This is a genomic window from Bradyrhizobium sp. HKCCYLS3013 (genome assembly GCF_051167615.1).
Taxonomy (GTDB): Bacteria; Pseudomonadota; Alphaproteobacteria; order Rhizobiales; family Xanthobacteraceae; genus Bradyrhizobium.
This window is the reverse complement of the sequence record NZ_JBNPTK010000001.1, coordinates 127,527-152,741: the sequence shown is the minus strand read 5'-3', so window position 1 is coordinate 152,741 and position 25,215 is coordinate 127,527. Positions and strand designations below refer to the sequence as shown.

Annotated in this window: 26 protein-coding genes; 7 read left to right on the top strand and 19 right to left on the bottom strand. The window is 66.9% G+C overall.

The genetic code is table 11. From position 1 onward, the window contains the following. Positions 1–8 precede the first annotated feature (8 nt). Positions 9–455 (top strand): nucleoside deaminase, encoded by a 447-nt coding sequence (locus ACQR1F_RS00690; protein ID WP_315801931.1) that lies wholly within the window; start codon positions 9–11, stop codon positions 453–455. 3 nt (positions 456–458) lie between these two features. On the opposite strand, the gene ACQR1F_RS00685 is transcribed toward ACQR1F_RS00690, so the two are convergent. From ACQR1F_RS00685 to ACQR1F_RS00645, 9 genes are all read right to left on the bottom strand, one after another. Further along, the gene (locus ACQR1F_RS00685) at positions 459–1,772 is read right to left on the bottom strand and encodes a cytochrome P450 (RefSeq protein ID WP_316236850.1); all 1,314 of its coding nucleotides are present in this window, start codon (positions 1,770–1,772) and stop codon (positions 459–461) included. After that, a complete protein-coding gene (locus ACQR1F_RS00680; protein ID WP_434891729.1) occupies positions 1,772–2,437 on the bottom strand; it encodes a class I SAM-dependent methyltransferase in 666 nt (221 codons plus the stop codon). The genes ACQR1F_RS00685 and ACQR1F_RS00680 overlap by 1 nt, the downstream gene beginning before the upstream one ends. A gap of 47 nt (positions 2,438–2,484) precedes the next feature. Beyond that, entirely contained in the window at positions 2,485–2,967 is a 483-nt protein-coding gene (locus ACQR1F_RS00675; RefSeq protein WP_434863867.1) for a hypothetical protein, read from the bottom strand. A 263-nt stretch (positions 2,968–3,230) separates the two neighbouring features. Then, positions 3,231–3,680, bottom strand: coding sequence for a hypothetical protein (locus tag ACQR1F_RS00670; RefSeq protein WP_315801927.1), 450 nt, complete (start codon positions 3,678–3,680; stop codon positions 3,231–3,233). Between the two features lie 95 nt (positions 3,681–3,775). After that, positions 3,776–6,997: an adenylate/guanylate cyclase domain-containing protein gene (locus ACQR1F_RS00665; protein WP_434912373.1), complete on the bottom strand. Its 3,222-nt coding sequence runs from the start codon at positions 6,995–6,997 to the stop codon at positions 3,776–3,778. Positions 6,998–7,113: 116 nt separating this feature from the next. Further along, entirely contained in the window at positions 7,114–8,397 is a 1,284-nt protein-coding gene (gene purD, locus ACQR1F_RS00660; RefSeq protein WP_434912372.1) for a phosphoribosylamine--glycine ligase, read from the bottom strand. Positions 8,398–8,468: 71 nt separating this feature from the next. Further along, complete coding sequence (locus ACQR1F_RS00655; protein WP_434912371.1) at positions 8,469–8,783, bottom strand: transcriptional regulator; 315 nt, start codon at positions 8,781–8,783, stop codon at positions 8,469–8,471. A 4-nt stretch (positions 8,784–8,787) separates the two neighbouring features. Continuing rightward, positions 8,788–9,336, bottom strand: coding sequence for a hypothetical protein (locus ACQR1F_RS00650; RefSeq protein WP_434912370.1), 549 nt, complete (start codon positions 9,334–9,336; stop codon positions 8,788–8,790). 13 nt (positions 9,337–9,349) lie between these two features. Then, complete coding sequence (locus ACQR1F_RS00645; protein WP_434912369.1) at positions 9,350–10,336, bottom strand: alpha/beta hydrolase; 987 nt, start codon at positions 10,334–10,336, stop codon at positions 9,350–9,352. Between the two features lie 130 nt (positions 10,337–10,466). Here ACQR1F_RS00645 and xseA point away from each other — a divergent pair, with 130 nt between their 5' ends. After that, entirely contained in the window at positions 10,467–12,083 is a 1,617-nt protein-coding gene (gene xseA, locus ACQR1F_RS00640) for an exodeoxyribonuclease VII large subunit (protein ID WP_316179463.1), read from the top strand. A 7-nt stretch (positions 12,084–12,090) separates the two neighbouring features. Here xseA and ACQR1F_RS00635 read toward each other — a convergent pair whose 3' ends face one another. Then, a complete protein-coding gene (locus tag ACQR1F_RS00635) occupies positions 12,091–12,921 on the bottom strand; it encodes a dienelactone hydrolase family protein (protein ID WP_315801920.1) in 831 nt (276 codons plus the stop codon). A 199-nt stretch (positions 12,922–13,120) separates the two neighbouring features. On the opposite strand from ACQR1F_RS00635, the gene ACQR1F_RS00630 reads away from it, so the two are divergent. Further along, the gene (locus tag ACQR1F_RS00630; RefSeq protein WP_315801919.1) at positions 13,121–13,348 is read left to right on the top strand and encodes a DUF2093 domain-containing protein; all 228 of its coding nucleotides are present in this window, start codon (positions 13,121–13,123) and stop codon (positions 13,346–13,348) included. Here the strand turns inward: ACQR1F_RS00630 and lpxK are convergent. Genes lpxK through ACQR1F_RS00600 form a run of 6 tightly spaced genes read right to left on the bottom strand, consistent with a single transcriptional unit; the run spans position 13,318 to position 18,885 of the window. Next, positions 13,318–14,343 carry a tetraacyldisaccharide 4'-kinase gene (lpxK, locus tag ACQR1F_RS00625; protein WP_315801918.1) on the bottom strand — a complete coding sequence of 342 codons (1,026 nt, stop codon included), beginning with the start codon at positions 14,341–14,343 and terminating at the stop codon, positions 13,318–13,320. The genes ACQR1F_RS00630 and lpxK overlap by 31 nt on opposite strands. After that, a complete protein-coding gene (locus ACQR1F_RS00620; RefSeq protein WP_315801917.1) occupies positions 14,336–15,643 on the bottom strand; it encodes a 3-deoxy-D-manno-octulosonic acid transferase in 1,308 nt (435 codons plus the stop codon). The genes lpxK and ACQR1F_RS00620 overlap by 8 nt, the downstream gene beginning before the upstream one ends. Next, a complete protein-coding gene (locus ACQR1F_RS00615; RefSeq protein ID WP_315801916.1) occupies positions 15,636–16,376 on the bottom strand; it encodes a lysophospholipid acyltransferase family protein in 741 nt (246 codons plus the stop codon). Before ACQR1F_RS00615 ends, ACQR1F_RS00620 begins: the two co-directional genes overlap by 8 nt. Before the next feature lie 17 nt (positions 16,377–16,393). Further along, positions 16,394–16,633 carry a DUF4170 domain-containing protein gene (locus tag ACQR1F_RS00610; RefSeq protein WP_009031572.1) on the bottom strand — a complete coding sequence of 80 codons (240 nt, stop codon included), beginning with the start codon at positions 16,631–16,633 and terminating at the stop codon, positions 16,394–16,396. A 58-nt stretch (positions 16,634–16,691) separates the two neighbouring features. After that, positions 16,692–17,438 carry a 3'(2'),5'-bisphosphate nucleotidase CysQ gene (locus ACQR1F_RS00605; RefSeq protein WP_315802166.1) on the bottom strand — a complete coding sequence of 249 codons (747 nt, stop codon included), beginning with the start codon at positions 17,436–17,438 and terminating at the stop codon, positions 16,692–16,694. Between the two features lie 58 nt (positions 17,439–17,496). Further along, positions 17,497–18,885 carry a TldD/PmbA family protein gene (locus ACQR1F_RS00600; protein ID WP_409997907.1) on the bottom strand — a complete coding sequence of 463 codons (1,389 nt, stop codon included), beginning with the start codon at positions 18,883–18,885 and terminating at the stop codon, positions 17,497–17,499. A gap of 281 nt (positions 18,886–19,166) precedes the next feature. Here ACQR1F_RS00600 and ACQR1F_RS00595 point away from each other — a divergent pair, with 281 nt between their 5' ends. Next, the gene (locus tag ACQR1F_RS00595) at positions 19,167–19,691 is read left to right on the top strand and encodes a DUF6101 family protein (protein WP_434912368.1); all 525 of its coding nucleotides are present in this window, start codon (positions 19,167–19,169) and stop codon (positions 19,689–19,691) included. On the opposite strand, the gene ubiA is transcribed toward ACQR1F_RS00595, so the two are convergent. The 3 genes from ubiA to ACQR1F_RS00580 form a co-directional block, all read right to left on the bottom strand. Next, on the bottom strand, positions 19,692–20,624 hold the full coding sequence (ubiA, locus tag ACQR1F_RS00590; RefSeq protein ID WP_434912367.1) for a 4-hydroxybenzoate octaprenyltransferase: 933 nt from the start codon (positions 20,622–20,624) through the stop codon (positions 19,692–19,694). Next, the gene (locus ACQR1F_RS00585; protein WP_409997909.1) at positions 20,621–21,295 is read right to left on the bottom strand and encodes a hypothetical protein; all 675 of its coding nucleotides are present in this window, start codon (positions 21,293–21,295) and stop codon (positions 20,621–20,623) included. The genes ubiA and ACQR1F_RS00585 overlap by 4 nt, the downstream gene beginning before the upstream one ends. A 267-nt stretch (positions 21,296–21,562) precedes the next feature. Beyond that, positions 21,563–21,997 (bottom strand): hypothetical protein, encoded by a 435-nt coding sequence (locus tag ACQR1F_RS00580; RefSeq protein ID WP_315801912.1) that lies wholly within the window; start codon positions 21,995–21,997, stop codon positions 21,563–21,565. Positions 21,998–22,204: 207 nt separating this feature from the next. Here ACQR1F_RS00580 and ACQR1F_RS00575 point away from each other — a divergent pair, with 207 nt between their 5' ends. The 3 genes from ACQR1F_RS00575 to hisG all read left to right on the top strand — a co-directional run bounded on the left by ACQR1F_RS00575 (position 22,205) and on the right by hisG (position 25,212). Further along, the gene (locus ACQR1F_RS00575; protein WP_434912366.1) at positions 22,205–22,957 is read left to right on the top strand and encodes a 16S rRNA (uracil(1498)-N(3))-methyltransferase; all 753 of its coding nucleotides are present in this window, start codon (positions 22,205–22,207) and stop codon (positions 22,955–22,957) included. A 120-nt stretch (positions 22,958–23,077) separates the two neighbouring features. Continuing rightward, positions 23,078–24,238: an ATP phosphoribosyltransferase regulatory subunit gene (locus ACQR1F_RS00570; RefSeq protein WP_316179474.1), complete on the top strand. Its 1,161-nt coding sequence runs from the start codon at positions 23,078–23,080 to the stop codon at positions 24,236–24,238. Next, positions 24,235–25,212, top strand: coding sequence for an ATP phosphoribosyltransferase (gene hisG / locus ACQR1F_RS00565; RefSeq protein WP_434839427.1), 978 nt, complete (start codon positions 24,235–24,237; stop codon positions 25,210–25,212). Before ACQR1F_RS00570 ends, hisG begins: the two co-directional genes overlap by 4 nt. Positions 25,213–25,215: the final 3 nt, after the last annotated feature.

The following is a 25,215-nucleotide window of genomic DNA, read 5'->3' as shown; positions in this document are numbered from 1 at the left end:
GACGAGCCATGAACAGCCCTTCTTTCATGGATTTGGCGCTGAAAGCGGCCGAATCGGCCGCAATTTCCGGCGAGGTGCCGATCGGCTGCGTCGTCGTCCGTGACAACGCGGTCATCGCCACCGCCGCCAACCGCACTTTGACCGACCGCGATCCGACCGCCCACGCCGAGATCCTGGCACTGCGGCAGGCGGCCCAGGTCGTCGGCAGCGAGCGGCTGGTCGAGTGCGACCTCTACGTCACGCTCGAGCCGTGCACGATGTGCGCTGGCGCGATCTCCTTCGCGCGCATCCGACGGCTGTATTACGGGGCCGCCGATCCGAAGGGCGGTGCGGTCGAGTCGGGTGTGCGCTTCTTCACGGCGCCGACCTGCCATCACGCCCCGGAGGTCTATTCGGCGGTGGGCGAGCAGCAGGCGGCGCAGATGCTGAAGGAGTTCTTCAAGGCGCGGCGGTGAGGCCTATGCAGCCGCCTCCTTGCGCAGCGCGCGAAAGCTCATGCGAACCGGGAGGCTGGAGACGCCGCTCATGAAGGGCGACCGCACCCGGCGCACCCGCCCGGCGAGTTCGATCCGTTCGGTCCGGCGCAGCAGCTCCGCAAATAGCGCCCGCATCTGCATCCGCGCCAGCTGCAGTCCCATGCAGATGTGCGGACCACGGCCGAAGGCGATGTGCGGGTTCGGACTGCGATCGATCCGGAACGCGCCGGCGTCCTCGAACACGGTCTCGTCGCGATTGGCCGAATGGAAGAACAAGGCCAGCGCATCGCCTTCGCGAATGCGTTGCCCCCCGACCTCGGTGTCGCAGACCGCGGTGCGCATGAAGTGCCGCACCGGCGAGGTCCAGCGCAGCATTTCCTCGATCGCCGGATCGAGCAGCTCGGGCTCGGCCCGCAGCCGCACCATCTGCTCGGGCGCCGCGAGCAGCGCCGCCAGGCCGCCCGCCAATGCGAGCGCCGTCGTATCGTGGCCCGCCGTGACCAGCAGGATGAAGTAGGAGATCAGCTCGTAATGCGGCATTGCCGCGCCATGCGGCGCGGCATGCGCAATCAGGCTGGCGAGATCGTCGCGCGGTCGGGCGCGCCGGTCGGCCACGACGGCTTCGAAATAATCGCGCAGCGCCAGCATGGCCATCCGCATCGTATCGCCCGGCGCCTCGGCGAGACGGCGCCGCGGATCCTCGGCGCCCACGAAGGCCTGAGCGAGCCGCGCAAGCCGGGCATCGTCGGCCTCCGGCGTGCCCAGCATGCGGCCGATCACCCGGAAGGTGAAGGGCAGCGCCACGTCGCCTGCGAAGTCGCAACTGGCGCCGCGCGCGGAAACCCGGTCGATGATCTCGGCGGCCCATTGCGACAGCCATGTCTCCATCTCGCGCAAGACCGGCGGCGCAAAGGCGCCTTGGATGATGCCGCGATAAACGCCGTGATCCGGCGGATCCATCTCGGTCAGGCTGCGCACGAGTTGCGGCTTGCCGGTGACACGCTGCAGCACGGCCTCGGAGGTCTCGCTGGCGAGATAGGTGCGCGGGCCCGCGGCAAACTCATTGCTCCGTGTCTCGATCGAGACAATGTCGGCATAGCGCGTGACCGCCCGGAACGGACGAACGCCCGAGCGTTCAACCCAATGCAGCGGCGCGCGCTGGCGCAGCAGCGCACAGGCGCGTTCCAGCCGCGTTGGATCGGCGTGACCTCGCGAGGAGATCAGCACGTCCACAGCACGCTCGACGGCGGCGCTGCGGCGATCTGTCTGCGAGGATAGCGACGGAACAGCCGACATCAGTGCGAGAGCCCTGCTTGCGACGGGGCGGCATGAGTCAGGCGGCGCACCAGGAGCGTGAACTCCTTCATCCCGTAGTTGCCGATGACCTCGACGGCCGCCGCAAACTCCTGCTCGCAGTGGGTGGCCCAAACGTCCGGCGTAGTGCGATACAGGCGCGCCTTGGCGGGATCGCCGTCCTGCTCCTCATCAGCGGCCGCTCGCATGAAATTGACGGCAAAGCCGCGCCGGCTGGTCGCGAACATGCGCTGCAACATGGCTTTGATGTAGCCTTCCCAGGCGTCGCGCGAATAGCCGACGTTGACGTTCATGATGCCCGAGGCGACCGAATAGTCGGCGATGCGCGGGCTCTCCGACGCGACGACGAAGCGCCGCAAGGGGGCGGCAAAGCGGCGCCGCGCCCGGCTGATCATGGCGCGGGACAGGTCGATGCCGAGATAGTCAATCTCACAGGACGCAAAACGCGATTCAAGAAACGGCACCAGCGCGCCATAGCCGCAACCGATGTCATTGAGGCTGAACGGCGCCGACACGTCGCACAGCTTCATCAGTTGCACGAAGCGCAGGCCCTGCGTCGCCTCGCACGACCAGTCAACGCCGCGCGGCGTTGCGCCGTGACGCGCAACGCAGGCAGAGTAATAGGCATCGACGTCCGCCTGGATCAAGCCGAGGCTCGGAACGTCCTTCGCCGTGCGTGTGGCAGATCTGGCGCTCACTGCATGCTGAGCTCTCGAGCGCGCCGCTCCCGCACCGTCTTTGCAATCTGCTGTCGCACGACGCGGCCGGGCGTCGTCGGAATCGACACGATGACGTGCACGTCGGACGCGAAGACGACAGGCCGTCCACGAGAGACAGTGACGCGCGGATCATCGGCGGCCGAATGACAGACGAGCGAGATCGGCAACGGCGCGCCCGATTCCAGATCCTCCTTGAAAGCCTCGACGACTCGATCGTGACCATTTACGCCGTCGCGGTCCGAAGGATAGGTCTTGAGATGATCCAGGAATTTGTACCAGCGACGGCGCTCATTCCAGTCGGCAGGCACGATGCCAAGCAAGGTGAACGAGCGCTGCAGGCCATGCTCGGCAGAAAAGATCCCGAACTCGCGCTGCAACTCGGCCATCTCCGGCACCGCGTCAGCCTCGAACCGCTTGTTGAACTGAACCACGACGTCGAGCGTCGTGCTGTCCTTCATCATCGCTCCCATAACGGCTTCCTCCCGATAGCGCAGAATGCACCGGTGTCATGGTGCCTTCTTTTCTCCGGACCATCAAGGGCGATCTGGCGCCAATGGGACAGTGAAGCTGAACGGCACAAGGCAGCGCTCAGCTTCTCACGCACATCAGCACCGAACCGGGTCGGTGATCGCTCGAGACGGCACGGCGCGATAGACATCGACGTCAGAACAGGGGAATCGAGCAAAGAGCCTCGTCTCCGAAGACGACCCTCGTGGTCGCCTCACTTCTTGCGTTTTTCGACCCGCCTCGCCCGTGCGGTCTCAGCGGCCTGCTTGCGTGCCTCACGACCGGGCGTCGTCGGGATAGAGATAATGACGTGCTTGTCGAGGGAGAAAACGATCGGACGTCCTTCCGACACGGTGACACGGGGATCCTCTGCCGCAGAGTGACAGACGATCGAGACCGGCAGCGGCTTTTCGCACTCCAGATCATCCTTGAACGCCTGGATCACACGATCATGGCCGTTCACGCTGGCGATGTCCGATGGATACGTCTTCAGAAACTCGAGAAACTTGTACCAGCGCCGCCGCTCGGACCAATCGGCAGGCACGATTCCGAGCAAAGCAAAGGACTGCTGTAGACTATGCCTCAGCGAGAAGACCCCGAACTCCCGTTGCAGCTCGACCATTTCGGGCAAGGCATCTGCATCGAATCGTTTGTTGAGCTGCACGATAATATCAAGGGTAGTACTGTCTTTAATCATTACCCCCATTGTAACCCCCAAATCTGAAAAAGCCGGAATTCAACGAATCGACAATGCATGCATCATTGCATTGCTTCAAGATGCAATTGCAGTTTCTGAACTAATGAACGCAGACAGAACGCACCGGAGACATTCATGAGATGTCCTATCTGCTCAAGAAGTCCCGCAGCCTGCTCGTTCCTACCGGCTCCGGCAAGAGCAAGGCCCAGAACGGTCGTCGCGTAACACTCCGCCACTCGATCCGTCTTTCGCTTGGCTACAAGGATCGCCTGTTTGCTGGCCTCGATGGCGGCATCGAAGTCGTCACTCCGGTAAAGCAGATCGGCATTTATGGCGGCCATGCGCGCCTCGAGCTCGAGCCCCGTCCTTGCGGCCCGAGCGGCTTCGATCGCGCCAACCATCTCATTCGTCGCGTCGGCGAATCGACCGGTCAAACCCTGTTCGAGGCTTTCGCAGAGCAAGGTGAGCACGCGGATGTAGGGAATGCCGGATGTTTCAGCGAGATCGGAAACTCGCCTTGCGTGCTCGCGCGCAAGGCTCTGGTCTTCGACCATCCATGCCAGCTCCACGAGGTTGAAGTGCGGGACGAACTGGAGCACCGGTGCGACCTCGGATGAAGGCTGCTGCACCAATTCGAGAAGCTCGCTGCGAGCATCCTCGATCTGGCCGAGATGAGCCATTGCGCGCGCCCTGATGCATCTCACCCAATAGCTGACGTCAAAACCGAGAATCTGGTTCGGGTTCAAACCAAGCGTGACGTGACTGTCGAAGCCGGCCTGGCTTGCCATTGCAGCGATGGCTGTATTGGCCGCCGAGAGCGCCTCGTTCATCCGTCCCGAATGTGTGTATGCCTGCGCCAGCATGGCGTTGACGGTCGCGTAGCGGCCGACATCCCCCTCGCCCGAGGTCAGCTTGATGGCGTTCTGCGCCAGGTCGACGTAGTCATCGGCCGCTCCCGTCGAAGCGAGCACTCGGCCATAAGCGCCGATCAACAACGGCTCATGCGCCTTGTCGGAGGAGCGGGCAAATCTCAACGCTTCTTCAGCAAACGGCTTGACCTCTTCGGCCGAGATGCCTTCGCGCCAGCCGAAGTTCAGGATCTGGCCGCTGGCCAGCGCACGCAGGCGGTCGACGCGCTCCGATTGCGGCAGCGCCTGCAGCAGGGAGCGGATCTTCTTCCACAGCCGCAGCGCCTCCGCCGTGTTGGTGCGGCCGATCCAGCGCGCCGCGCGCTGCAGATGCTCGACCGCCTGCATGGTCTGGCCGGCGAACTCATAGTGCGAGGCGATCAGGGCAGCGAATTCGTCCTGCGTCCCCCAATCGAGCGCCTCGATCGCCTTGGCCACGGCAGCGTGGATCGTGCTCAGCCGGGACCGCAGCTGCATCGCATAGGCGACCTCCTGGATCAGCGGATGGCGAAAGGCGAGCACGCCCATGTCGAACGGCGGCAGATCGTAGAGAAGATCGGCCTGCCTGAGCTGAGCGAGCGCATCGAACAGCTCTGCGTCATCGATGCCGGTTACGGGCTTGAGCACCGCCAGCGCGACCGATCGGCCGATCACGGCCGCTGCTTCCAGCACGTTCTTGGCAGATTCGCCGAGACGATCGATGCGCGCGGCCACGACCGCATGCACGGTCGGCGGCAGTGGAATCGGTCCGATGCCACCCTTGAGACGGTAGGCGCCGCGCTCACCCTCGAAGCCGCCGCTTTCGGAGACGGCGCTGGCAAGCTCCTCGAGGAAGAACGGATTGCCCTGCGCGCGCTCGACGATGTCGCGCGCCAGCACCTCGAGCGAAGGATCGTCACCGAACACCCCGCGCAGCAGTTCGCTTGCCTCCTCGGAGGCAAGCGGGACGATGTGCAGTTCGTGAAATGGGGCCTGCTGCATGAAGGAGGCGGCGAAACCCGGCCTGTAGTTCACGACCAGCAGTGTCTTGGTCCCGACCGTGGCCTCCGCGAGCGCCTCGACGAATTCCTCGCTGGCCTCGTCGACCCAATGCAGGTCCTCGATCATGATCACCATGGCGCCGTCGGCGGGCGCCGCACGGAACAGCGTCTTGAACACGTTCAGCAGACGGGTCTTGAACACGCCGGGATCGAGCCGGAGCGCCGGCCGTGCCGGATCGGCGAGATTCATGAAGTCCAGGAGCAGGACCAGGGCCGTGTCGGGCATGGCAATGGCTTCGAGCCGGTCGACCACGCGCTGACGCGACACCTCCACCGGCTCCTTCGGCCGGATGCCGAAGAAGTCGCGCAGCAATTCGAGCACCGGCTGGAACGGGGTGGCGCGGCCATGTGCCAGCACGCGCGCCTCGTAGACGCGAATGCCCTGGCGGCGACAGTGCTCGGCGAACTCGAAGCACAGCCGGCTCTTGCCGATGCCGGCCTCACCCACAATGCCGACGACAGCGCCGCGGGCGGCCAGGACGTCGTCGAGCTCGCGCTCGAGCACCGCGAGCTGAGCATTGCGCCCGATCAGCGGCAACAGGCGCTGGCCGCTGCGGAAGACGTCGCTCGCCGGCGCACTGAGGCGGCCGATCAGCTTGTAGATCGACACCGGCGAGGCAATGCCGCGCAGCGCGTGGGTGCCGAGCGGCTCGGCTTCGACGAACTGCCTGGCGCCGGTGTAGGTCTCCTTGCTGATCAGGATGGTGCCGGCCTCGGCCATGTGCTCCAGACGATTGGCGAGATGGACGTTGGCGCCGGCCGCGTCGTAGGTCTGGTACATGCTGTTCTCGACGACCTGGACGATCACCTCGCCGGTGTGCAGCCCGACCCGGACCTGCAAATGCGGGTCGGCGAGGCGCGCGATGGAGTCCTGCATCGCCAGCGCGCCGAGGCAGCCGCGAACCGCATGATCCTCATGCGGCACCGGCGCTCCGAACAGGGCCATGACGCCGTCACCCTGCGTCTTGTTGACGACGCCGTCATAGCGGTGGACCGCCTCCTTCATGAGGTTGAGCACCGGATCGAGCCGCTGCATCGCGAGCTCGGGATCGCCGAGGCTGTCGATCAGCTGGGTGGAATCGCGGATGTCGGCGAACAGGATGGTGAGACGCTTGCGTTCTCCACCCTTGCTGCTCAGGGTCCTCAGGACGCGCTGCGCCGCCTGGTCGGGCGGAGCCAGCCGGCCGGGCAACGGCGCGCCGCATTGGCCGCAGAAGCGATTCGACGGACTGTTGGTCTGGTTGCACGCCTCACATCTGAGGCTGAGTGGCTCGCCGCACCGGTCGCACGAGGCTCTCCCTGGCTGATTCTGCCTGCCGCACCGCGCGCATTCCATGGCCCCTCCGTTCCACGGCGGAACTGATTCATCCCATCAAGGCATGAGTCTATGGAACTGCCACAATTCGCACGGGAAAAATAGCCTTGCGGGGCCGACTGCGGCGACCACGATGCTCAGCCCTGACCGCTTTCCTGCGCCACCGCCTGCCAGGCAATGTCGCGCCGGCAGAAGCCGTCGGCCCATTTGATGCGGTCGACGGCCTGATAGGCCCGCGCCTGAGCCTCGGTGACGGTCTTGCCCGACGCGCAGACATTGAGGACGCGCCCGCCATTGGCGAGAATGGCGCCGTCCTTTGCCACCGTACCGGCGTGGAAGATCTCGACGCCCTCGATCCTCGCGGCGTCGTCGAGCCCCTCGATGACACCGCCCTTGGCGTAGTCGCCGGGATAGCCCTTCGCGGCCATGACCACGGTGACGGCAGCCTCGGGAAACCAGCGCAGGTCGAAATTCTTCAACTGCCCGTCGCAGGCGGCCAGCATGGCGGGCACGAGATCCGACATCATCCGCAGCATCAGCACCTGACATTCCGGATCGCCAAAGCGGACATTGTATTCGAACAGCTTCGGCCCCTGGGCCGTCAGCATCAGGCCGGCATAGAGAATGCCCTTGAAGGGTGTGCCCCGGGCGTTCATCCCGGCAATGGTCGGCAGAATGATCTGATTCATGATCTTGTCATGAATCTCCTGCGTCACGAACGGCGTCGGGGAATACGCTCCCATGCCGCCGGTGTTCGGTCCCTGGTCGTGATCGAACACCCGCTTGTGGTCCTGGGCGGAGGCCAGCGGTATCGCGGTCTCGCCGTCGCACAACGCGAAGAACGACACCTCCCGACCTTCGAGAAACTCCTCGATGACGACCTCGGTGCCGGCAACGCCAAAGCCGCCCTCGAACATCATCTTGATGGCGTCCTCGGCCTCGGCAACCGTCTTGGCGACGACGACGCCCTTGCCGGCCGCCAACCCGTCCGCCTTGACGACGATCGGAGCGCCGTGCTCGCGGACGTAGGCGAGCGCCTCCGGAGCGTTGTCGAAGCGGGAATAGGCGCCGGTCGGGATGTCGTATTCGGCGCAGAGATCCTTGGTGTATCCCTTGGAGCCCTCGAGCTTGGCGGCGAGCCTCGACGGGCCGAACGCCTTGATGCCCGCCGCCTCGAGATCATCGACGATTCCGGCGGCGAGCGGCGTCTCGGGGCCGACCACCACCAGGTCCACCTTGTTCGCCCGGCAGAAGGCGATCACCGCCGCATGATCGGCGACGTCGAGCGCGACACATTCGGCCTCCTTGGCGATTCCGGCATTGCCCGGCGCGCACCACAGCTTGGTGAGCAGCGGCGAGCCGGCGATCTTCCAAGCGAGCGCGTGCTCGCGGCCGCCGGAACCAAGGAGCAGAATGTTCATCGTCGATGCCGTCGCAGAGGGATGGGCCAATTTGGACGCCCCAATTGCCCGGCCCTCGCAACGGAGTCAAATCATGGCTGCGGCGGCTTCGCGGCTGCGCCGGCAATGATGTCCTGCAGGCTCGCGACATAGCGGGCGAAGGCCGCACGGCCGGCCGCGGTGGCCGTCACCGTGGTCTGCGGCTTCCTGCCGACAAAGGCCTTGTCCACGGCGACGTAGCCGGCGCGCGCCAGCGTGTCGATGTGGGCGCCGAGATTACCGTCGGTGGCGCCGGTCAGCTTCTTCAGCCGGACGAATTCCAGCCCGGCCCCGGCCGGCAGGGCATTCAGCGCCGCCATGATCCTCAGCCGCAGCGGCTGGTGGATGATCTCGTCGAGCTCCGCCAAGCCGTCAGCTCCGCCGCATCCATAGGCCGCCGAGAACCAGGCCGCCGCCATTGACGAACGCCATCCACAACGGGAAAGCCGCGCCGATGAAGAGATAGCCGACCAAGGTCAACGCGGTCACACAGAGACCGAAGATCGTGAACGCGATGCCGAACCACAATCCGGCCAGGCCATAGAACAGCATGAAATAGACCGGCCAGAACGCGCCCATCTCGCGCGGTCCGAAATGGCCGATCGCCTCGACGAAGAAACCGAAGGCGAAGAACATGACGAAGGCGAGCACCGCCCTGACATCGAAGCTGCGCACGCCGGAGCGCGCTTTCTCCGCCGCGCCCAACGTCAGCGATCCGGCAAGACCGAGAACATAGACCGCCAGCCAGGCCTTGCCGGCGTAATAAGGTGTGAGATAGGTCACGAGATTGCCGGCGAAGACGAGAACGCCCCAGAGGATCATCAGCAGGCTCGACAGCCGATAGATCTGCGACTGCCGCACGCGCTTCATCACATCCTCGATGTCGCCGAGCGCCCGCGCGGCTTCCAGGCTGTCGATCATGCGGTTTGAACCTCTAGCGCTTAGCCACGTCTTCGGCGATCGCGCTCACCGCCTGCGGCGCCGACACGATCTCCATGTGATTGACGCCCGCGATCAGCTTCACGTCAACGCCGCGCGCGACGGCGCGCACCGCATCTGCATATTTGTCGGCGAGCATCAGCTCGTCATCGGCGCCGGCGATAACGGTCACCGGGTGCTTCGCCGCGGCGAGATCGGCCTTGTAGCCGCGGGTCGCGAAATTGCGGAACAGCCGGTAGCTGTAGGTCGGCGCCAGGAATTTCTCCGAGTTCGGCCTGACAGCAAAGGCCAGCACGGGCAGTGCCTCGCAACACGGCATACCGATGCGCCTGAGCATGCCGAGCGCCAGGATGCGCGGAATGTCGGGACCGGCCCAGCCGCCCGAATTCTCACGGTTGGTCGGCGCATCGTAGCCGAGATAGGGCGACAGCAGCACGGTGCGCGTGAACAGGTCCTGGATCGGGGCGCTCGCCGCGCGCAGCGCAAAGCCGCCGCCTGCGGAATGGCCGAGCAGGACGATCGGCTCGGTCGGGATCGACCTCCTGAGCTCGGCGACGAGGTCGGCCAGATCGTCTTCGAGCTGTCCGAGATAGCCAATGTCGCCGCGGGTGCCGGAGCCGCCATGGCCGCGAATGTCGGGCGCGAAGGTATCGATGCCGCGCGCCGCCAAAGCATCGGCGAGGGCATGCACGGCGACGCTGGAGCCGGAGGAGCCGTGGACGACGATCGCGACCTTGCCGACAGCCGCCCCTCGCGCCGGGTAATGGCGATAGGCCAGCTCGGTGCCATCGCGGGCACTGAAGCGCTGCAGCCCTGGCATGGTGCTGCGGTCGACCCGTCCGGCCGTCTCCGAGATCGACTTGAGCTCGGGCGGGCGCGCAAGCGGCGTCGCGATCATCGCGGCCAGAACCAAAGCGAGCACGCCGACGAGGCAGAGCGCTCCTCCTAGGGCCCGAAACAGGACCTTCGCACCGCGTCGCATGCTCTCCTCCGCTCACTCATTTATAGAGTACTCTGTATAACAGAGTTATCGAAAAGACAACGGCTCGATTGGCGGCGGACGCGGAAAGCCCCTACCTTGGCGGCTGCTCCCCGAACCGAATCAGCCAGCGATGCCGCCTGCGGAAGCCTTGCCCAACGCGCCCGAATTCACCGTCACCGAGCTGTCCTCGGCGCTGAAGCGCACGGTCGAGGACCAGTTCGGCCATGTCCGGGTGCGCGGCGAAATCACCGGCTTTCGCGGGCCGCATTCCTCGGGGCATTGCTATTTCGCGCTCAAGGACGAGAGCGCCAAGATCGAGGCGGTGATCTGGAAGGGCGTGCATGGCCGCATGCGCTTCAAGCCCCAGGAAGGGCTCGAGGTGATCGCCACCGGCAAGCTCACCACCTATCCCAACTCATCGAAGTACCAGATCGTCATCGAGGCGCTGGAGCCGGCCGGGATCGGCGCGCTGATGGCGCTGATGGAGGAGCGCAAGCGGAAGCTCGGGGCCGAGGGGCTGTTCGATCCCGCGCGCAAGCAATTGCTGCCGTGGCTTCCCGAGGTGATCGGCGTCGTCACCTCGCCGACCGGCGCCGTCATCCGCGACATCCTGCACCGGCTCGAGGACCGCTTTCCCCGGCGCGTGCTGGTCTGGCCCGTGAAGGTACAGGGCGAGGGCTCGGCCGAGCAGGTCGCCGCCGCGATCCGCGGCTTCAACGCCTTGCCCGAGGGCGGTCCGATCCCGCGGCCCGACGTGCTGATCGTCGCGCGCGGTGGCGGCTCGCTGGAGGACCTGTGGTCGTTCAACGAGGAGATCGTGGTCCGCGCCGCGGCCGAGAGCATGATCCCGCTGATCTCGGCGGTCGGCCACGAGACCGACGTGACCTTGATCGATTTCGCCGCGGACAAACGTGCGCCGACTCCGACAGCAGCCGCGGAAATGGCGGTGCCGGTGCGCAGCGAGCTGATGCAGGAGGTCGCAAGCCTCGCGCGCCGTGTCAGCGTCTGCTGGCAGCGTGGCCAGGAGAGCCGCCGCAACGAGCTGCGCGCCGCCGCGCGCGCTCTGCCCGGCGCCGGAGATCTGCTCGCCATTCCCAGGCAGCGGCTGGATTCGGCGGCCGCCAGCCTGCCGCGCGCGCTGAAGACCAACACGCATGTGCACTTCCGCCAGTTCGCGGCGGCGAGCGCCAAGCTCACTCTGCGCGTGCTGCACGCGCAGATCGCGCAATCGCGCCATCGCCTGATCGCGTCGTCCGAACGGCTGTCGCTGTCGTCGCGCGGCCAGTTGCACCGGCGGCGCGAGCGGTTCGAGGCGCTCGATGCCCGCTTCAAGGCCTCTCGGCAGGCCTATGCGCAGGCCAAGCGCCAGGCCATCGGTCGCGAGCGCGACCGAACCGAACGTCTGGCCGAGCGGGCCCGGCGCGCGTTGCTGACCCAGCTTCAGCGCCTGTCGGCCCGCGTCGGCCAGAACGAAAAGCTCCTCACCGCCCTGTCCTATCGCAGCGTGCTGGCGCGTGGCTTTGCGCTGGTGCGTGACGAGGCCGGCCACCCGCTGCACCATGCCGCGAGCATCGGTCCCGGCGCCGCGCTCTCGATCGAATTTGCGGACGGCAAGGTCGCGGCCACGGCGGGCGCGGACCGCCCGCTTCCGCCGGCAGCGCCGTCATCGCCGAAACCTGCGCGCGAGGCCAAGCCTTCGGCAGCGAAGCGCACGCCCGATCCCGCCGATCAAGGCAGCCTGTTCTGATCGGTTCTCAGCGCGCCAGCCACTCGGCCACGAGCTTCTGCGCATCGGCGCGCGCCTCGGGATCGGAGCCGACATGGCCGCGCTCGGGCGCCCCGGCATCCGAGCCGGCAACCTGATGCAGCGGCAGGTTCACACGATCGAAATCGTGATAGGCGCCGGGATAGATCACGATGCGGGTCAGCGCGCTGCGGCCGCGCGCACCATCGATCATCTGTCGGCATGCGGGCGGCGAATAGACGTCGTCCAGCCCGCCGATCAGCACCAATGTCGGGACGCGCGTGCTCCAGCCGAGGCCGGACGAGGCACGGCAATCCGGGTAGAACGCCACCGCCGAGCGGAAATCGGGCGAGACATGCTGGGGCAATTGCGGGCGTACCGCCCATAACAGCGCGCTCGCACCGCTGGCCCAGCCGACCAGACTGACCCGGTCGGGCATCGCCCAGGCTTGCTTGGCCAGCCATTTCTGCGCGATCACGATGTCCGCGACACGCTCGCGCCGGCCGCTGATACGACGCTCCTTGACGCGGCATTGCGGGCCCAGCCCGCGCGAGCCGTAGCTGTCCGGCAACAGGACGGCCTTGCCGTCCCCGACCAGTTCCTCCGCCCAGTCGCGATAACGCGGCAGCACGGGCTCGGAGCGGCCGGAAAGCCCACCGCAGCCGTGCAGGGCAACGACGACCGGAAATGGGCCGGCCCCCTTCGGCCGGTAGAGCTGGGCGCGCAGCACATAGCTTCCCGAGGGAATCTCGACCGCGACAGGCGCCGGCAACGGCTCAGCCAAGGCTGAAAACGCCGTGGCGCAAAGCATTGAGACAACGATGGCGACGAGGGAGCGCATCAAACCAGCCGGGCGGGACAAGCGGCGGATATTGAAACCTAGCTAGCACGGAGTTTCGTGCAGAAGCATCACAAATCAGTGGGTTTGCGCGGGGGGACAGCGTCCCCCATCTATGCTAGGACATCATCGAAAATCGGCCTGTCGTGTGCGTGCGGCGCTCGCGGAGGGACTTCACGGCAAGGAATTGGAGATCGCGGACGTGCTCAACAAGTTTGGTCCCTCGGGCCAGGGCGAGGCGCAGGTGCAGTATCTGGATGGCGATTTCCGCGTGATCTCACCGGGAAGCTATGTGCGCTGCGCGGTCACCGATGTGCGGATTCCGCTGGACGAGCTGAAGTATTGGAGTGTCGATCTGCAGGAAGCCTACGCCGTGCCGACCGCCGTGCTGCAGCGGCATTATCCGGGCGCATTGAAGGCCAACGGCTGACCTTTACGCTTCGCTGCCAGTCGTTGCACAACCAGCGCGCGCAACGCGGCGAGATCGTCGAACTGCAAAGTGACCGGGAATGCCATGACATCGGGCGCGGCCTCATGGCCGCGGAACCGCACGAGATCTTTTTCCGTGGTCACCAGGGCAAATCCATCACGCCTCGCTTCGTTGGCGAGGGCTGCGACGTCGCCTGTCGTGAATGGGTGGTGATCCGGAAAGGCCCGCTCGCGCCTGACGTCGAGACCCGCGCCGCGAAGGGTGCGGAAGAAGCGGGCGGGATCGCCGATCCCGGCAAACGCCAGCAGCGGCCTGCCCTGCAACGCCGCGACGACCTTTGCATCGGGCTGCAACGCGGCCGAGAACACCGGCTTGCCGGCCGCCGAGACACGCGCAGCGACCAGATCGCTGGCTCGGCCGCCGCCGATCACGACCAACGCGTCGGTGCGCGCCAGTTGCGGCGGCAGCGGCGCGCGCAACGGTCCGGCGGGAAACACCTCGGCATTGCCGAGGCCGCGCGCGCCGTCGATCACGATCAGCGCGAGATCCTTGGTGATCGACGGATTCTGGAAGCCATCGTCCATCAGGATGACCGAGGCGCCCTGCGCCTTGACGAGGCCGATGCCGTCGGCGCGGTCGCGCGAGACGACGACCGGCACCCGCGCGGCCATCATCAGCGGCTCGTCACCGACATCGGCCGCCTGATGGATAGCGGGATCGACGGCCACGGGACCGTGCAGCCGGCCGCCATAGCCACGGCTCAGCACCACCGGCCGCTCGCCGAGGTCACGCAGCATGTCGGTCAGCGCCAGCACGGTCGGCGTCTTGCCGGCGCCGCCGACATGGAAATTGCCGACGCAGATCACCGGCAGGCCTGCATCGACTCCGACTTGCGCCATGCGGCGTGCGGCAATGGCACCGTAGAGTGTCGAGAGCGGGGACAGCAGACGCGATTGCCAGGAGGGCGGCCGATGCCAGAAGGCCGGCTCACGCATCGCCGGCGGCCCCCATCTCGAGCCTGACCTGCAACAGATACGGCTCGAGCGCCGACAGCGTCCGCTCCAGCGCGCCACCGAGCTGATCGACGACGCGCGTGCCTGCCGCAACCAGGCTGTTGCCGGCTGCGGGATCGGCGAGCAGCTGCCGGAGCTGCCGGATCAGCGCCTCCTGATCGTGGGCGAGCCGGGCTCCCCCGGCCTTGTCCAGCGCCTCGTAGACGTCGGTGAAATTGAACACGTGCGGGCCATGCACGATCGCCGCGCCGAGCTTGACCGCCTCGATCGGGTTCTGGCCGCCATGCTCGACCAGCGACCCGCCCATGAACACGACCGGCGCCAGCCGGTAGAACAGGCCGAGCTCACCCATGGTATCGGCGACGTAGATGTCGGTGCCGGCGAGCGGCTGGTCCTCGCGCGACCGCAAGGCGCCCTGCAGGCCGGCGCTTGCGACGAGCTCCGCGACCGCCGGGCCGCGATGCGGATGGCGCGGCACGATCACGGTGAGCAGCGACGGATAGGCCGCAGACAAGGCCTTATGGGCCGCGATCAGGATCTCGTCCTCGCCGGGATGCGTGGAGGCGGCGACGACGACCGGACGGCCGCGCGTCATCGCCGTGAGCCGATCGAGCTTCGCCGGATCGGCGGGCGGCGCCGGCACGTCGAGCTTGAGATTGCCGGTGGTGATGACGTTGCGCGCGCCGAGCGCGGAGAACCGGTCGGCATCCGCCTGCGACTGCGTCAGGAAGAGATCAAAGCGTCCCAGCAAAGCGGAGATGGTGCCGGACATGCGGCGCCAGCGCGGGAACGAGCGCGGCGACATGCGGCCGTTGATCACCACCATCGGCACCCGCCGCGAGGCACCGGCCAGGATCAGGTTGGGCCAGAGATCGGACTCGATGAACAGCCCGAGCGAGGGACGCCAATGATCGAGAAACCGCTCGACGAAGCGCGGCGTGTCATAGGGCACGTATTGGTGGATCACGTCGGGTGGGAAACGCTTGGCCACGATCGCGGCCGAGGTCACGGTGCCGGACGTGATGAGGATGCGGATGTTGAGCTCACGCAGCCGCTCGATCAGTGCCGCCGCCGCGAGCACCTCGCCGACGCTGGCGCCGTGAATCCAGACCAGCGGACCCAGCGGGCGGGTGTCGTGGCTCAGGCCGCGACGCTCGTCGGTCCGCTCCGGATCCTCCTTGCCATGCTTGAGCCGCTGCCTGATCAGGGCCGGCGCAAGCGGCGATGCCGCCGAGGACAACCCGCGGTAGACACGCAGGGCCATCGGCAGCGGGCTAGGCACTCGATGCTCCCGACGCGACCGGCGGGGGACAGGCCTCGGGACGGCCGACGATCTCATAGGCGCGGCGCATGCATTGGTTCAGCGTCGCCTCGAGGTCGAGACGCGCCTCTTCCATCATCGCGGCGTCGGCATCGCGCGGCACGTTGATTTCCTTGATTCCCACCAATGCGCCGCGGCCGAATGGCAAATTGATGGTGGTGCTGTCCCAGTTCTTCAGGCGGATGAAGCGGCTCGTGACCATTGCGAACGGCATGATCGGACGTCCTGTTTCACGCGCGAGCATGATGATGCCGAGACCCGCAATCCGCGCGCGCTTCGGCACATCGGCGGTCGATGCAACATTATAGTTGTCTTCGAGCGCCCGCACCATCTCCTTGAAAGCTCCTACTCCGCCTTTCCGGTGGAAGGAAGAGCCGTGATCGCCGGAGCCGCGGATGGTTCCGATGCCGAGCCGCTCCGCCGCGATCGCGTTGAACTCGCCGTCGCGATGGCGGGAGATCAGCACCTTGGCGCGATAGCTCGGCTTGTTCTTGATGAAGGGGGTCAGCAGATGCTGGCCGTGCCAGAACGCGAAGATCGCCGGCATCTGCGGCTCGACGATATCGTAGACCTCGGGCGGCTCATAGGTGAAGCGGTTGGTCAGCCACACCAGACGCAGGTACTCGGCGGCGAGGAACCCGACGGCGCGCTGGAACCAGCCGCTGCGCAGCGTATTGCGAACCAGATGTTTCAAGTGACGAGCTTTGCGTCTTACTTCGCGTCCTGACCGGGATCGAGCAGCCGGTGCAGGTGAACGATGAAATAGCGCATATGGGCGTTGTCGACCGTCATCTGCGCCTTGGCTCGCCAGGCGGCGTGGGCCGCCGCGTAGTTCGGATAGACACCGACGATGTCGACCTTGTCGAGATCCTTGAATTCGTTCTTGTCGAGGTTGATGAGCTCGCCGCCGATCACGAGGTGAAGGAGCTGCTGCGAGGCGCTATCTGTCATCGGTATCGTTTCCTAATCAGCGCCTTGCAGGCGAAATGGAGGGTGCGATCCAGGGGCGTCAGTCCGGCGGTAACCTGCGATACTGAGCGACGATGTCAGCATGTCGGTCGCGGCCCGCTGCCACCAGCACCCCGTGCACCACTTCCGGACGATTATAGAGGATCGCCTCGCCGGACAACGCGGTCATTTTACCACCCGCTTCCTGCACGATCAAATGAGCCGCCGCAAGGTCCCAATCGCGGCTTTGTCCGCCTGCAAAAGCGGCATCGAGCCCGCCATGCGCGACACGGCACAGGCGCAGCGCCAGCGAGCCGATTCGCGGATGCAGCTCAATCCGCGCCGCGTCCGGAGCCAGCCGCTCAACCAGCGGTTTCGGGCCGGCCACGCGCGAGAAATCGAGCTCGCGTCCAGGTGCAGCCCGAACCGGCTGTTCGTTCAACGTGGTGCCGCTACCGCGCGCGGCGAAGAAGAACTCCTCGCTGACCGGGACATGCACGGCGGCGAGTATCGGCGCACCGTGCTCGACCAGCGCAACGCTCACGCACCAGTCGTTGCGGCCGCCGAGATAGGACCGCGTGCCGTCGATCGGATCGACGATCCAGACCCGCGATCGACCAAGTCTCGCCCGATCATCCGCGCTCTCCTCGGACAGCCAGCCGTAATCCGGCGTTGCGGATCGCAGCCTGCGTTCGAGCAGCGCATTGACCGCCATGTCGGCTTCGGAAACGGGCGACGACGCTCCCTTGGTCCATTTGCGCAGCTCCGTTCCGAACATCGAACGTGCGAGCTCGCCGGCTTCGCGCACCGCCTCTTTGAGGAGCCCGGCGTCCGCCGCCAGGCTCGTGTCGTCCGGTTTCCCGATCTCACCGTCCGCCAAGCGTCAACCCTTCGATGCGCACCGTCGGCGCATTGACGCCATAGCGGAATTCCAGATCGCTGGCGGGCGTCATCGACTTGAAGATCTCGAACAGATGCCCGGCGATCGTCACTTCGCTCACGGCATAGCCGATCTCGCCATTCTCGATCCAGAAGCCGGACGCGCCACGGCTGTAGTCGCCGGTGACGCCGTTGACGCCCGAGCCGATCAGGTCGGTGACGTAGAAGCCCTGCTTGATGTCCGAGATCAGCTCCTTGGCTGTCACGACGCCGGCTTCGAGATGCAGATTGAACGGACCGGGCGAAGGCGACGACGACACGCCGCGATGGGCATGCCCGGTCGTCACCATGCCGAGCTCGCGCGCGGTGCCCGAATCGAGGAGCCACGTCGTCAGCACGCCATCGTCGACCAGCGCGGTCTGCTTCACCTTCACGCCCTCGGCGTCGAACGGCTGCGACCGCAAGCCCCGCTTGCGCAGCGGATCATCGATGATGCGGATGCCCTTGGCGAACAGCTGCGCGCCGAGCTTGTCCTTGAGGAAGCTGGTCTTGCGCGCGATCGAGGCACCATTGATGGCGCCGACCAGATGTCCGACCAGCGAGCCGGACACGCGGGGATCGAACACCACCGGCACCTGGCACGTCGCAACCTTGCGCGGATTGGCGCGCGCCACCGCGCGTTCGCCGGCGCTGCGCCCGACGGCCGCGGGCGCCAGCAGGTCGGCGCCGTGCGGAGCCGCCGTGTAGTCGTAGTCGCGCTCCATTCCGGTGCCCTCACCGGAAATGGCGGTCGTCGAGATGCTCTGGCTCGAGCGCAGATAGGCGCCGTGAAAACCGTCGCTCGTGACCAGCACCATGCCGCCGATGCCGGTCGAGGCGGACGCACCACCGGACTTCGTCACGCCCTTCACGCCGAGCGCGGCGGCCTCCGCCTCCTGGGCACGGCGCTCCAGCTCTGCGGTCGAGGGAATCTGCGGATCGAGCAGATCGAGTTCGGGAATGTCGCGCGCCAGCAGCGCGGGATCGGCGAGGCCGACATATTGATCGTCGGGCGCCACCCGCGCCATCGCCACCGCCCGCTCGGCCAGCCGCGCGACACCGTCGCCGCTGACATCGTTGGTCGACACCACGGCCTGGCGCTTGCCGACCAGCACGCGCAGGCCGACATCGTCGCCCTCGGAGCGCTCGGATTCCTCGACACGGCCGTCACGGACCTCAACGCCTAGCGAGATGCCGCGCACCGCGATGGCGTCGGCGGCATCGGCGCCGGCCTTCCTCGCGGCTTCCACCAGCCGCTCGGCGAGCGTTCGCAGGGCGGACTGGTCGAGCAGATCTGATTGGGCGGAGGTCGACGATGAGGCTGGGGAAGAGGTCACGAACACGATCCGATCGATGTCAGGTGGGCGAAGACGGCTCAATCCAAACGAAATGTGGCCTGTTCACGCCGACTTCAAGCAGGACGGCAGACGGCACATCGGATTGTCGGCAAATCGGCAAGGTCTCGTCAATCATGCGGGGCAAGCGCTTGTCAATCATGACGGTAAGAGGATCATGCGTGAGATCTGATTAACCAGGCTTGTTAAGCCGATACGGGCGATCTGCGTGGCAAGGTCACACGCATCGACCGGGAGCATAATCCCGGCGGGGAGACCAAGCCGTGAGGCGTCAAACAGCAACAGGCGGAAGCAATTCCGCTGGGTCGGGCCGCGTCCTGCGGCTCGACCCTCTTTCCCTGCCCGTCTCGTACAGCGCGCACGATACCCGTGCCGATGGCGGGATCCGGCAGATCGAACTGCACCGGGAGCGCGTGGTCCTGCGTCGTGCCGTCAGCGGCATGCGCATGGCCCTGAACCTCCGCGTCAGCGACTTCCTCGGCATCGGCGTGCGCGAAATCGACGACACGCAACTGATGCTGGTGCTGGTCCACCGCGACCCCTCCCTGACCATCCCGCTCTGCGTCAGCGACGACCAGACCGAGATCGTTGCTGCGTGGGCGATGTGGAGCGAGACGTTCGCGCTGCCCCAGTTGCAGGACACGCGCCGCGAGGCCACGCCGCGCCGCCGCCGCCGCAACGCGATCCGCTCGCGCCGCCCGCGCTTCCTGATGCGACGCCGTGTCGGCTATCAGCTCAATCCCGCCTCGATCCATCGCGGCGAGCGCGAGATCATCGCGCGCAACTGATCAGCTTGCACGCAGCACGGCGTCGACCAGCAGTCCGGCGAACAGCAGCAGTCCGGCATCGCGGTTCGATTTGAAGATGCGCAGGCACAGCGCCGGATCGGCGATATCCAGACGCCGGATCTGCCAGCCGAGATGGGCGGCAAAGCCCGCGAGCCCGAGCCACGCCGCGACATGCACGTGGGCCGTCGCGAACGCGGCGCCAATCAGCATGACGGCCAGACCGTAGAAGATGACCAGCGCCAGATGCGTGCGCTCGGCAAACAGGCGCGCGGTCGACTTGATGCCGATCAGCGCGTCATCCTCGGCGTCCTGATGCGCGTAGATCGTGTCATAGGCGATCACCCACGCGATCGACCCGGCGTAGAGCAGCAGCGCGGTTGCATCGATGCGGCCGAACGCGACCGCAAATCCCATCAGCGCGCCCCACGAGAAGGCGAGACCCAGCACGACCTGCGGCCACCAGGTGACGCGCTTCATGAACGGATAGATCGCGACGATCAGCAGCGAAGCGATGCCGGTCGCGATCGCGAAGCGGTTGAATTGCAGCAGCACCGCCAAGCCGATCAGGGCCTGGACCACCAGGAAGGCGAGCGCCTGCTTCACGCCGACCTGGCCGGCGGGAATCGGGCGCGAACGGGTGCGCTCCACCTTGGCGTCGAGATCGCGGTCGGTGATGTCGTTCCAGGTGCAGCCGGCGCCGCGCATGACGAACGCGCCGACGAAATAGAGCGCGATCCACGCCGGCAGCATGGACAGATTCCCGCCGATCCCGGCCGCGAGGGCGGCCGACCACCAGCACGGCATCAGCAGCAGCCACGATCCGATCGGGCGATCGAAGCGGGCGAGCCGCAGGTAAGGCCGGCTCCAGACCGGCGCCAGCGTGTCGACCCAGTTGCCGGTCGCGTCAGCAACGCGGACGGCGGTGTTGCTCATCGGGTGAGGACGTTGCCGGTCATGGTGTCGAAGGCGGAACCGCCCTTCTTCGTCGCGTTGGCTTCAGGCAGCGCGGCCGACGAGCCCAGCACGTCGCTGAGGCTCGGAGCCGCGGGCCTTCCAGCCCCCGACTGCATCTGCGCCGCCACGGCACAGACCTTCTTTTCCAGCGCGTCGGTGTTCTTGTGACCGGCCTTCAGCTGGTCGGCGATCTGCTGGGGAATGCCGCAGCTCGCCGAATGCGCCTCGACATATTTGATCATCTTGACTTCGGCCTTGCCGAAATTCGCGATCAGCTTGCAGGCCTCGTCGGGCGAGGCCTTGCGGTCGCTCGCCGCCTTGATCAGCTTGCCGCGACGCTCGGCTTCCTCGCGCAGCGGCAGAAACTCCTTCATGCAGCTTTCGGGCGGACCGCCCTGCGGCGCAGCCCCCATCGGCGGAGGCGCAAAGCCACCGCCGCCGCCACCGAACGCGGAGCCGCCGGGGCTCGGAAACGGGCTCGACGGAGCCGCAGCCCGCATTGGCGCCGCGCCGTTGATGGGCGGAAACGGCGAGTTGCTGGTCTGGGCCTGGCCGGGCATCGGCGCGGGAAACGAGCTCTGCGCGACGACCTGCCCTGTGGAGAGCACCAGGGCGGCAATGGCGAGCGGCATGAAAGACTGGCGGACGATCAAGGCTGGTTCTCCGGTAAGACCAAGAATCCTCAACACTTCCGGATGAAAGCACGATCCGATCCGGGGCTTTTACGATTCTCGTCCGTCCAGCACAACCGCGGATTTGATCACATCCGCGGCGGAGGGACGCAGCCGGGTTCCAGACCGGCATGCAATCCCGTCCACGGACGTCAGGCCCGGGCATCGGGTTCGGTCTGCGCCCTGCACGCCCGATGAACGGAATAGCCAGTCGGCGGCGGGCGGCGACCTGCCCGCCGCGAGGGATCACGTCGCCGTGCACACCTTGCGCATCACGGTCAGGGTGTTTTCGTGATTCGCCTTCAACTGATCGGTGATCTTGGCCGGGATCCCGCAGAGCGAGGCATGCGCGACGGCGTAGTCGATCATCTTGGTCTGGGCGAGCTCGTAGTCATGCACCAGCTGACAGGCCTCGCCGGGCGCAAAGCGCCGCTCGGTCGCCGCCTTGAGCAGCTTGGCCCGGCGCGCGGTCTCGTCCCGCAGCGGGGTGAACTCCTTCAGACAGGTTTCGGGCGGGCGAAAGCCAGCCACGCCAGCGCCGCCCGGAACCGCGGGCGCCGCCCGCTGCGGCGGCGCGGCGACCGCCTTGTCGTCGGCCCGGGACGGCGCAGCGACCATCACGGCGATGGTCGCGGCAAGCGCCCAGATCGCAAGCGCCGAAGTCGAATGTCTCAAGATCAAGGCCGTTCTCCGCATCGAGGCTCACGGAATCGTCGGATGTCCGTCCCAAGGGACGACCCGCGGGATCGAAGCGGTAAAATCTGTCGACAGCACGGCCGAAAGGCGCCATCGCCAGTACCTGAGACAACACCCCGTGACGGCTCCGCCTGCTTTGCGGCCGGCGCGGGGTCCGGTAAGCAACGTCCGTCATAGCCATCGCTTCGCTCCATGCCCGCATACGACTTCACCGCCCCGCGCCTGTTCGTCGACGCCCCCCTGCAGGAGGGCGGCTCGGTCGCGCTCGACCGCAACCAGGGCAATTATCTCGGCAACGTCCTGCGCCTCGGCGCCGGCGATCACGTGCTGGTCTTCAACGGCCGCGACGGCGAATGGCGGGCCGTGATCGAGGGCCGCAAGCGCGCTGACGCCCTGACGATCCAGCAGCAGAGCCGGCCGCAGGATCACCTGCCGGACGTCGCCTATGTCTTCGCGCCGCTCAAGCACGCGAGGCTGGACTACATGGTGCAGAAGGCGGTCGAGATGGGCGCCGCGCGCCTGGAGCCGGTCATCACCCGGCACACCCAGGTGTCGCGCGTGAATGGCGAGCGCATGCGCGCCAACGTGATCGAGGCCGCCGAGCAATGCGGCATCCTCAGCCTCGCCAAGGTCAGGGACCCCGTGCCGCTGGAGCGCTTCCTCGCGCAGCGGCAGCCTGAGCGGCTGCTGGTGTTCTGCGATGAGGCGGCCGAGCTGGCCGATCCGCTGCAGGCGCTGCGCGGAACCAAGGCTGCGGCCGGCATCGACCTGCTGATCGGGCCGGAGGGCGGTTTTGCCGAGGATGAACGGACGCTGCTGCTGCGCCAGCCGCGCGTGATCAGGCTGGCCCTGGGTCCGCGCATCCTGCGCGCGGATACGGCCGGCGTTGCCGCCCTCGCCGTGATCCAGGCCACGCTCGGGGACTGGCCCGGAGCCCGCGGTTAAGGTCTTCCGGCCAATTGTGGCGCGCCGGGGCCATTCGCAGTCGAAACCGTCAAACGGCCATGCTAAGGGGCAGCCGCCGCTCCCAGCGGGCGCCCAATCCACTTTGGAACTCGAATCGCCATGACCGGACCCGCTCCGACCGGACCCGCCGCGTGGGCGGACACGCTGCTGCAATCCTTCGCCCAGGCCGGCTATCAGCGGGCCGAGCCGGCGATCCTGCAGCCGGCCGAGCCGTTCCTGGACCTATCCGGGGAGGACATCCGCAAGAGCCTCTACCTGACCGGCGACGCCGCCGGCGAAGAGCTCTGCCTGCGCCCCGACCTGACCATTCCCGTCGCCCGGGACTATCTCGCCTCGGCCCGCGCCGGGCAGCCGGCCGGCTTCAGCTATCTCGGTCCAGTATTCCGTTACCGCGAGGGCCGCCCGAGCGAGTTCCTGCAGGCCGGCATCGAATCGTTCGGACGCCAGGACCGGCCCGCCGCCGATGCCGAGATGCTGGCGCTGGCGATCGAGGCGACCGCCACCGCCGGCCTTGCCGCGGTGGAGATCCGCACCGGCGACGTCGCGCTGTTCACGGCCCTCATCGACGCGCTCGACCTCTATCCGGTCTGGCGGCGGCGGCTGATCAAGGACTTCAACCGCAAGCGCACCCTGGCGCAGGACCTCGAGCGGCTGGCGATCGCCTCGGTGGCGCCGCGCAACGAGTATGAGGGCGTGCTCGCCGCTCTGGCCGGCTCCGACCGCAAGGCGGCGCTCGCCCTGGTCACCGACCTGATGTCGATTGCCGGCGCCACCGCCGTCGGCGGCCGCACGGTGGCGGAGATCGCCGACCGCTTCCTCGAGCAGTCCACCCTGAAGAGCGGCGCGCTGCCACGTGACGCGCTGGACCGTATCAAGCGCTTCCTCGCCATCAGCGGCAGCCCGACCGAGGCCGTCGAGCAGCTTCGCGCCCTCGCCGCCGATGCCAGGCTCGACATCTCGGCGGCGATCGATGCGCTGGAGGCGCGCGCCGGCTTCATGGCCCAGCGCGGTATCGACATCGCCAAGGTGCGCTTCGCCACCTCGTTCGGCCGCGGCCTCGACTACTACACCGGCTTCGAGTTCGAGCTGCACCACCCAGGCAATGGCGACGAGCCACTGGTCGCCGGCGGCCGTTATGACGGCCTGCTGAGCCAGCTCGGCGCCGCCTCGTCGATTCCGGCCGTCGGCTTCTCGATCTGGATCGAGCGGCTGGCCCAGAGCAGCGCCGCGGGCAAGGCCGCGCGCGGGAGAGCATCATGAGCGGCCCCCTCGTCCTCGCCGTTCCCTCCAAGGGACGTCTGCAGGAGAATGCCGAAGCCTTCTTCGGACGGGCCGGGCTGAACCTGTCCAAGCCCGGCGGCGCGCGCGACTATCGCGGCACCATCGCAGGTCTCGACAATGTCGAGATCGCCTATCTCTCTGCGAGTGAGATCGCCTCGCAACTGGCGCGCGGGACCGTGCATCTCGGCGTCACCGGCGAGGATCTCGTGCGCGAGAGCATCACCGATGCCGACAAGCGCGTGCTGCTGATCGACACGCTCGGCTTCGGCGGCGCCAACGTCGTCGTCGCGGTGCCGCAGGCCTGGATCGACGTCCGCACCATGGCCGATCTCGACGACGTCACCACCGGTTTTCGCGCCCAGCACAATCGCCGCATGCGCGTCGCCACCAAATACATCAACCTGACGCGCAGCTTCTTCGCGGCCCACGGCATCGTCGATTACCGCATCGTCGAGAGCGCCGGCGCCACCGAGGGCGCGCCCGCGGTCGGCACCGCCGAGCTGATCGTCGACATCACCAGCACCGGCTCGACACTGGTGGCCAACGGGCTGAAGGTGCTGGACGACGGCGTGATCCTGCGCAGCCAGGCCAATCTCGTCGCCTCGCGCGACGCCGACTGGTCGGAGGGTCCGCGCGAGAGCGCCCGGATCATTCTCGACCACATCCATGCCCGCGCCCGCGCCAGCAAATACCGCGAGGTCCGCACCCGCTTCAAAGGGTGCGACGCAGCAATGCTGAGCGAGGCGCACAACCGCTTCGGCGTGGTGGCGCCGTTCGGCGGCCCGACCTCGTCCGGCATGCTCACCCTGCACTGCCCGCCGGCGCAGATCTACGCGCTCGGCAGCTTTCTGCGCGCACATGGCGCCGAGACCGTCTCGGTCGCCTCGCTGGACTACGTGCTCGACCGCGAGAATCCGCTGTTTGCCCGCCTCGAGGCCTTCCTGCGATCATAAATC

Bases quoted from the DNA above. Each gene is read 5' to 3' on its own strand.
- ACQR1F_RS00690 (WP_315801931.1), top strand. From the start codon at position 9: ATGAACAGCCCTTCTTTCATGGATTTGGCGCTGAAAGCGGCCGAATCG.
- ACQR1F_RS00685 (WP_316236850.1), bottom strand. From the start codon at position 1,772: ATGTCGGCTGTTCCGTCGCTATCCTCGCAGACAGATCGCCGCAGCGCC.
- ACQR1F_RS00675 (WP_434863867.1), bottom strand. From the start codon at position 2,967: ATGAAGGACAGCACGACGCTCGACGTCGTGGTTCAGTTCAACAAGCGG.
- ACQR1F_RS00665 (WP_434912373.1), bottom strand. From the start codon at position 6,997: ATGGAATGCGCGCGGTGCGGCAGGCAGAATCAGCCAGGGAGAGCCTCG.
- purD (WP_434912372.1), bottom strand. From the start codon at position 8,397: ATGAACATTCTGCTCCTTGGTTCCGGCGGCCGCGAGCACGCGCTCGCT.
- ACQR1F_RS00650 (WP_434912370.1), bottom strand. From the start codon at position 9,336: ATGATCGACAGCCTGGAAGCCGCGCGGGCGCTCGGCGACATCGAGGAT.
- ACQR1F_RS00645 (WP_434912369.1), bottom strand. From the start codon at position 10,336: ATGCGACGCGGTGCGAAGGTCCTGTTTCGGGCCCTAGGAGGAGCGCTC.
- xseA (WP_316179463.1), top strand. From the start codon at position 10,467: ATGCCGCCTGCGGAAGCCTTGCCCAACGCGCCCGAATTCACCGTCACC.
- ACQR1F_RS00635 (WP_315801920.1), bottom strand. From the start codon at position 12,921: ATGCGCTCCCTCGTCGCCATCGTTGTCTCAATGCTTTGCGCCACGGCG.
- lpxK (WP_315801918.1), bottom strand. From the start codon at position 14,343: ATGCGTGAGCCGGCCTTCTGGCATCGGCCGCCCTCCTGGCAATCGCGT.
- ACQR1F_RS00610 (WP_009031572.1), bottom strand. From the start codon at position 16,633: ATGACAGATAGCGCCTCGCAGCAGCTCCTTCACCTCGTGATCGGCGGC.
- ubiA (WP_434912367.1), bottom strand. From the start codon at position 20,624: ATGAGCAACACCGCCGTCCGCGTTGCTGACGCGACCGGCAACTGGGTC.
- ACQR1F_RS00575 (WP_434912366.1), top strand. From the start codon at position 22,205: ATGCCCGCATACGACTTCACCGCCCCGCGCCTGTTCGTCGACGCCCCC.
- ACQR1F_RS00570 (WP_316179474.1), top strand. From the start codon at position 23,078: ATGACCGGACCCGCTCCGACCGGACCCGCCGCGTGGGCGGACACGCTG.
- hisG (WP_434839427.1), top strand. From the start codon at position 24,235: ATGAGCGGCCCCCTCGTCCTCGCCGTTCCCTCCAAGGGACGTCTGCAG.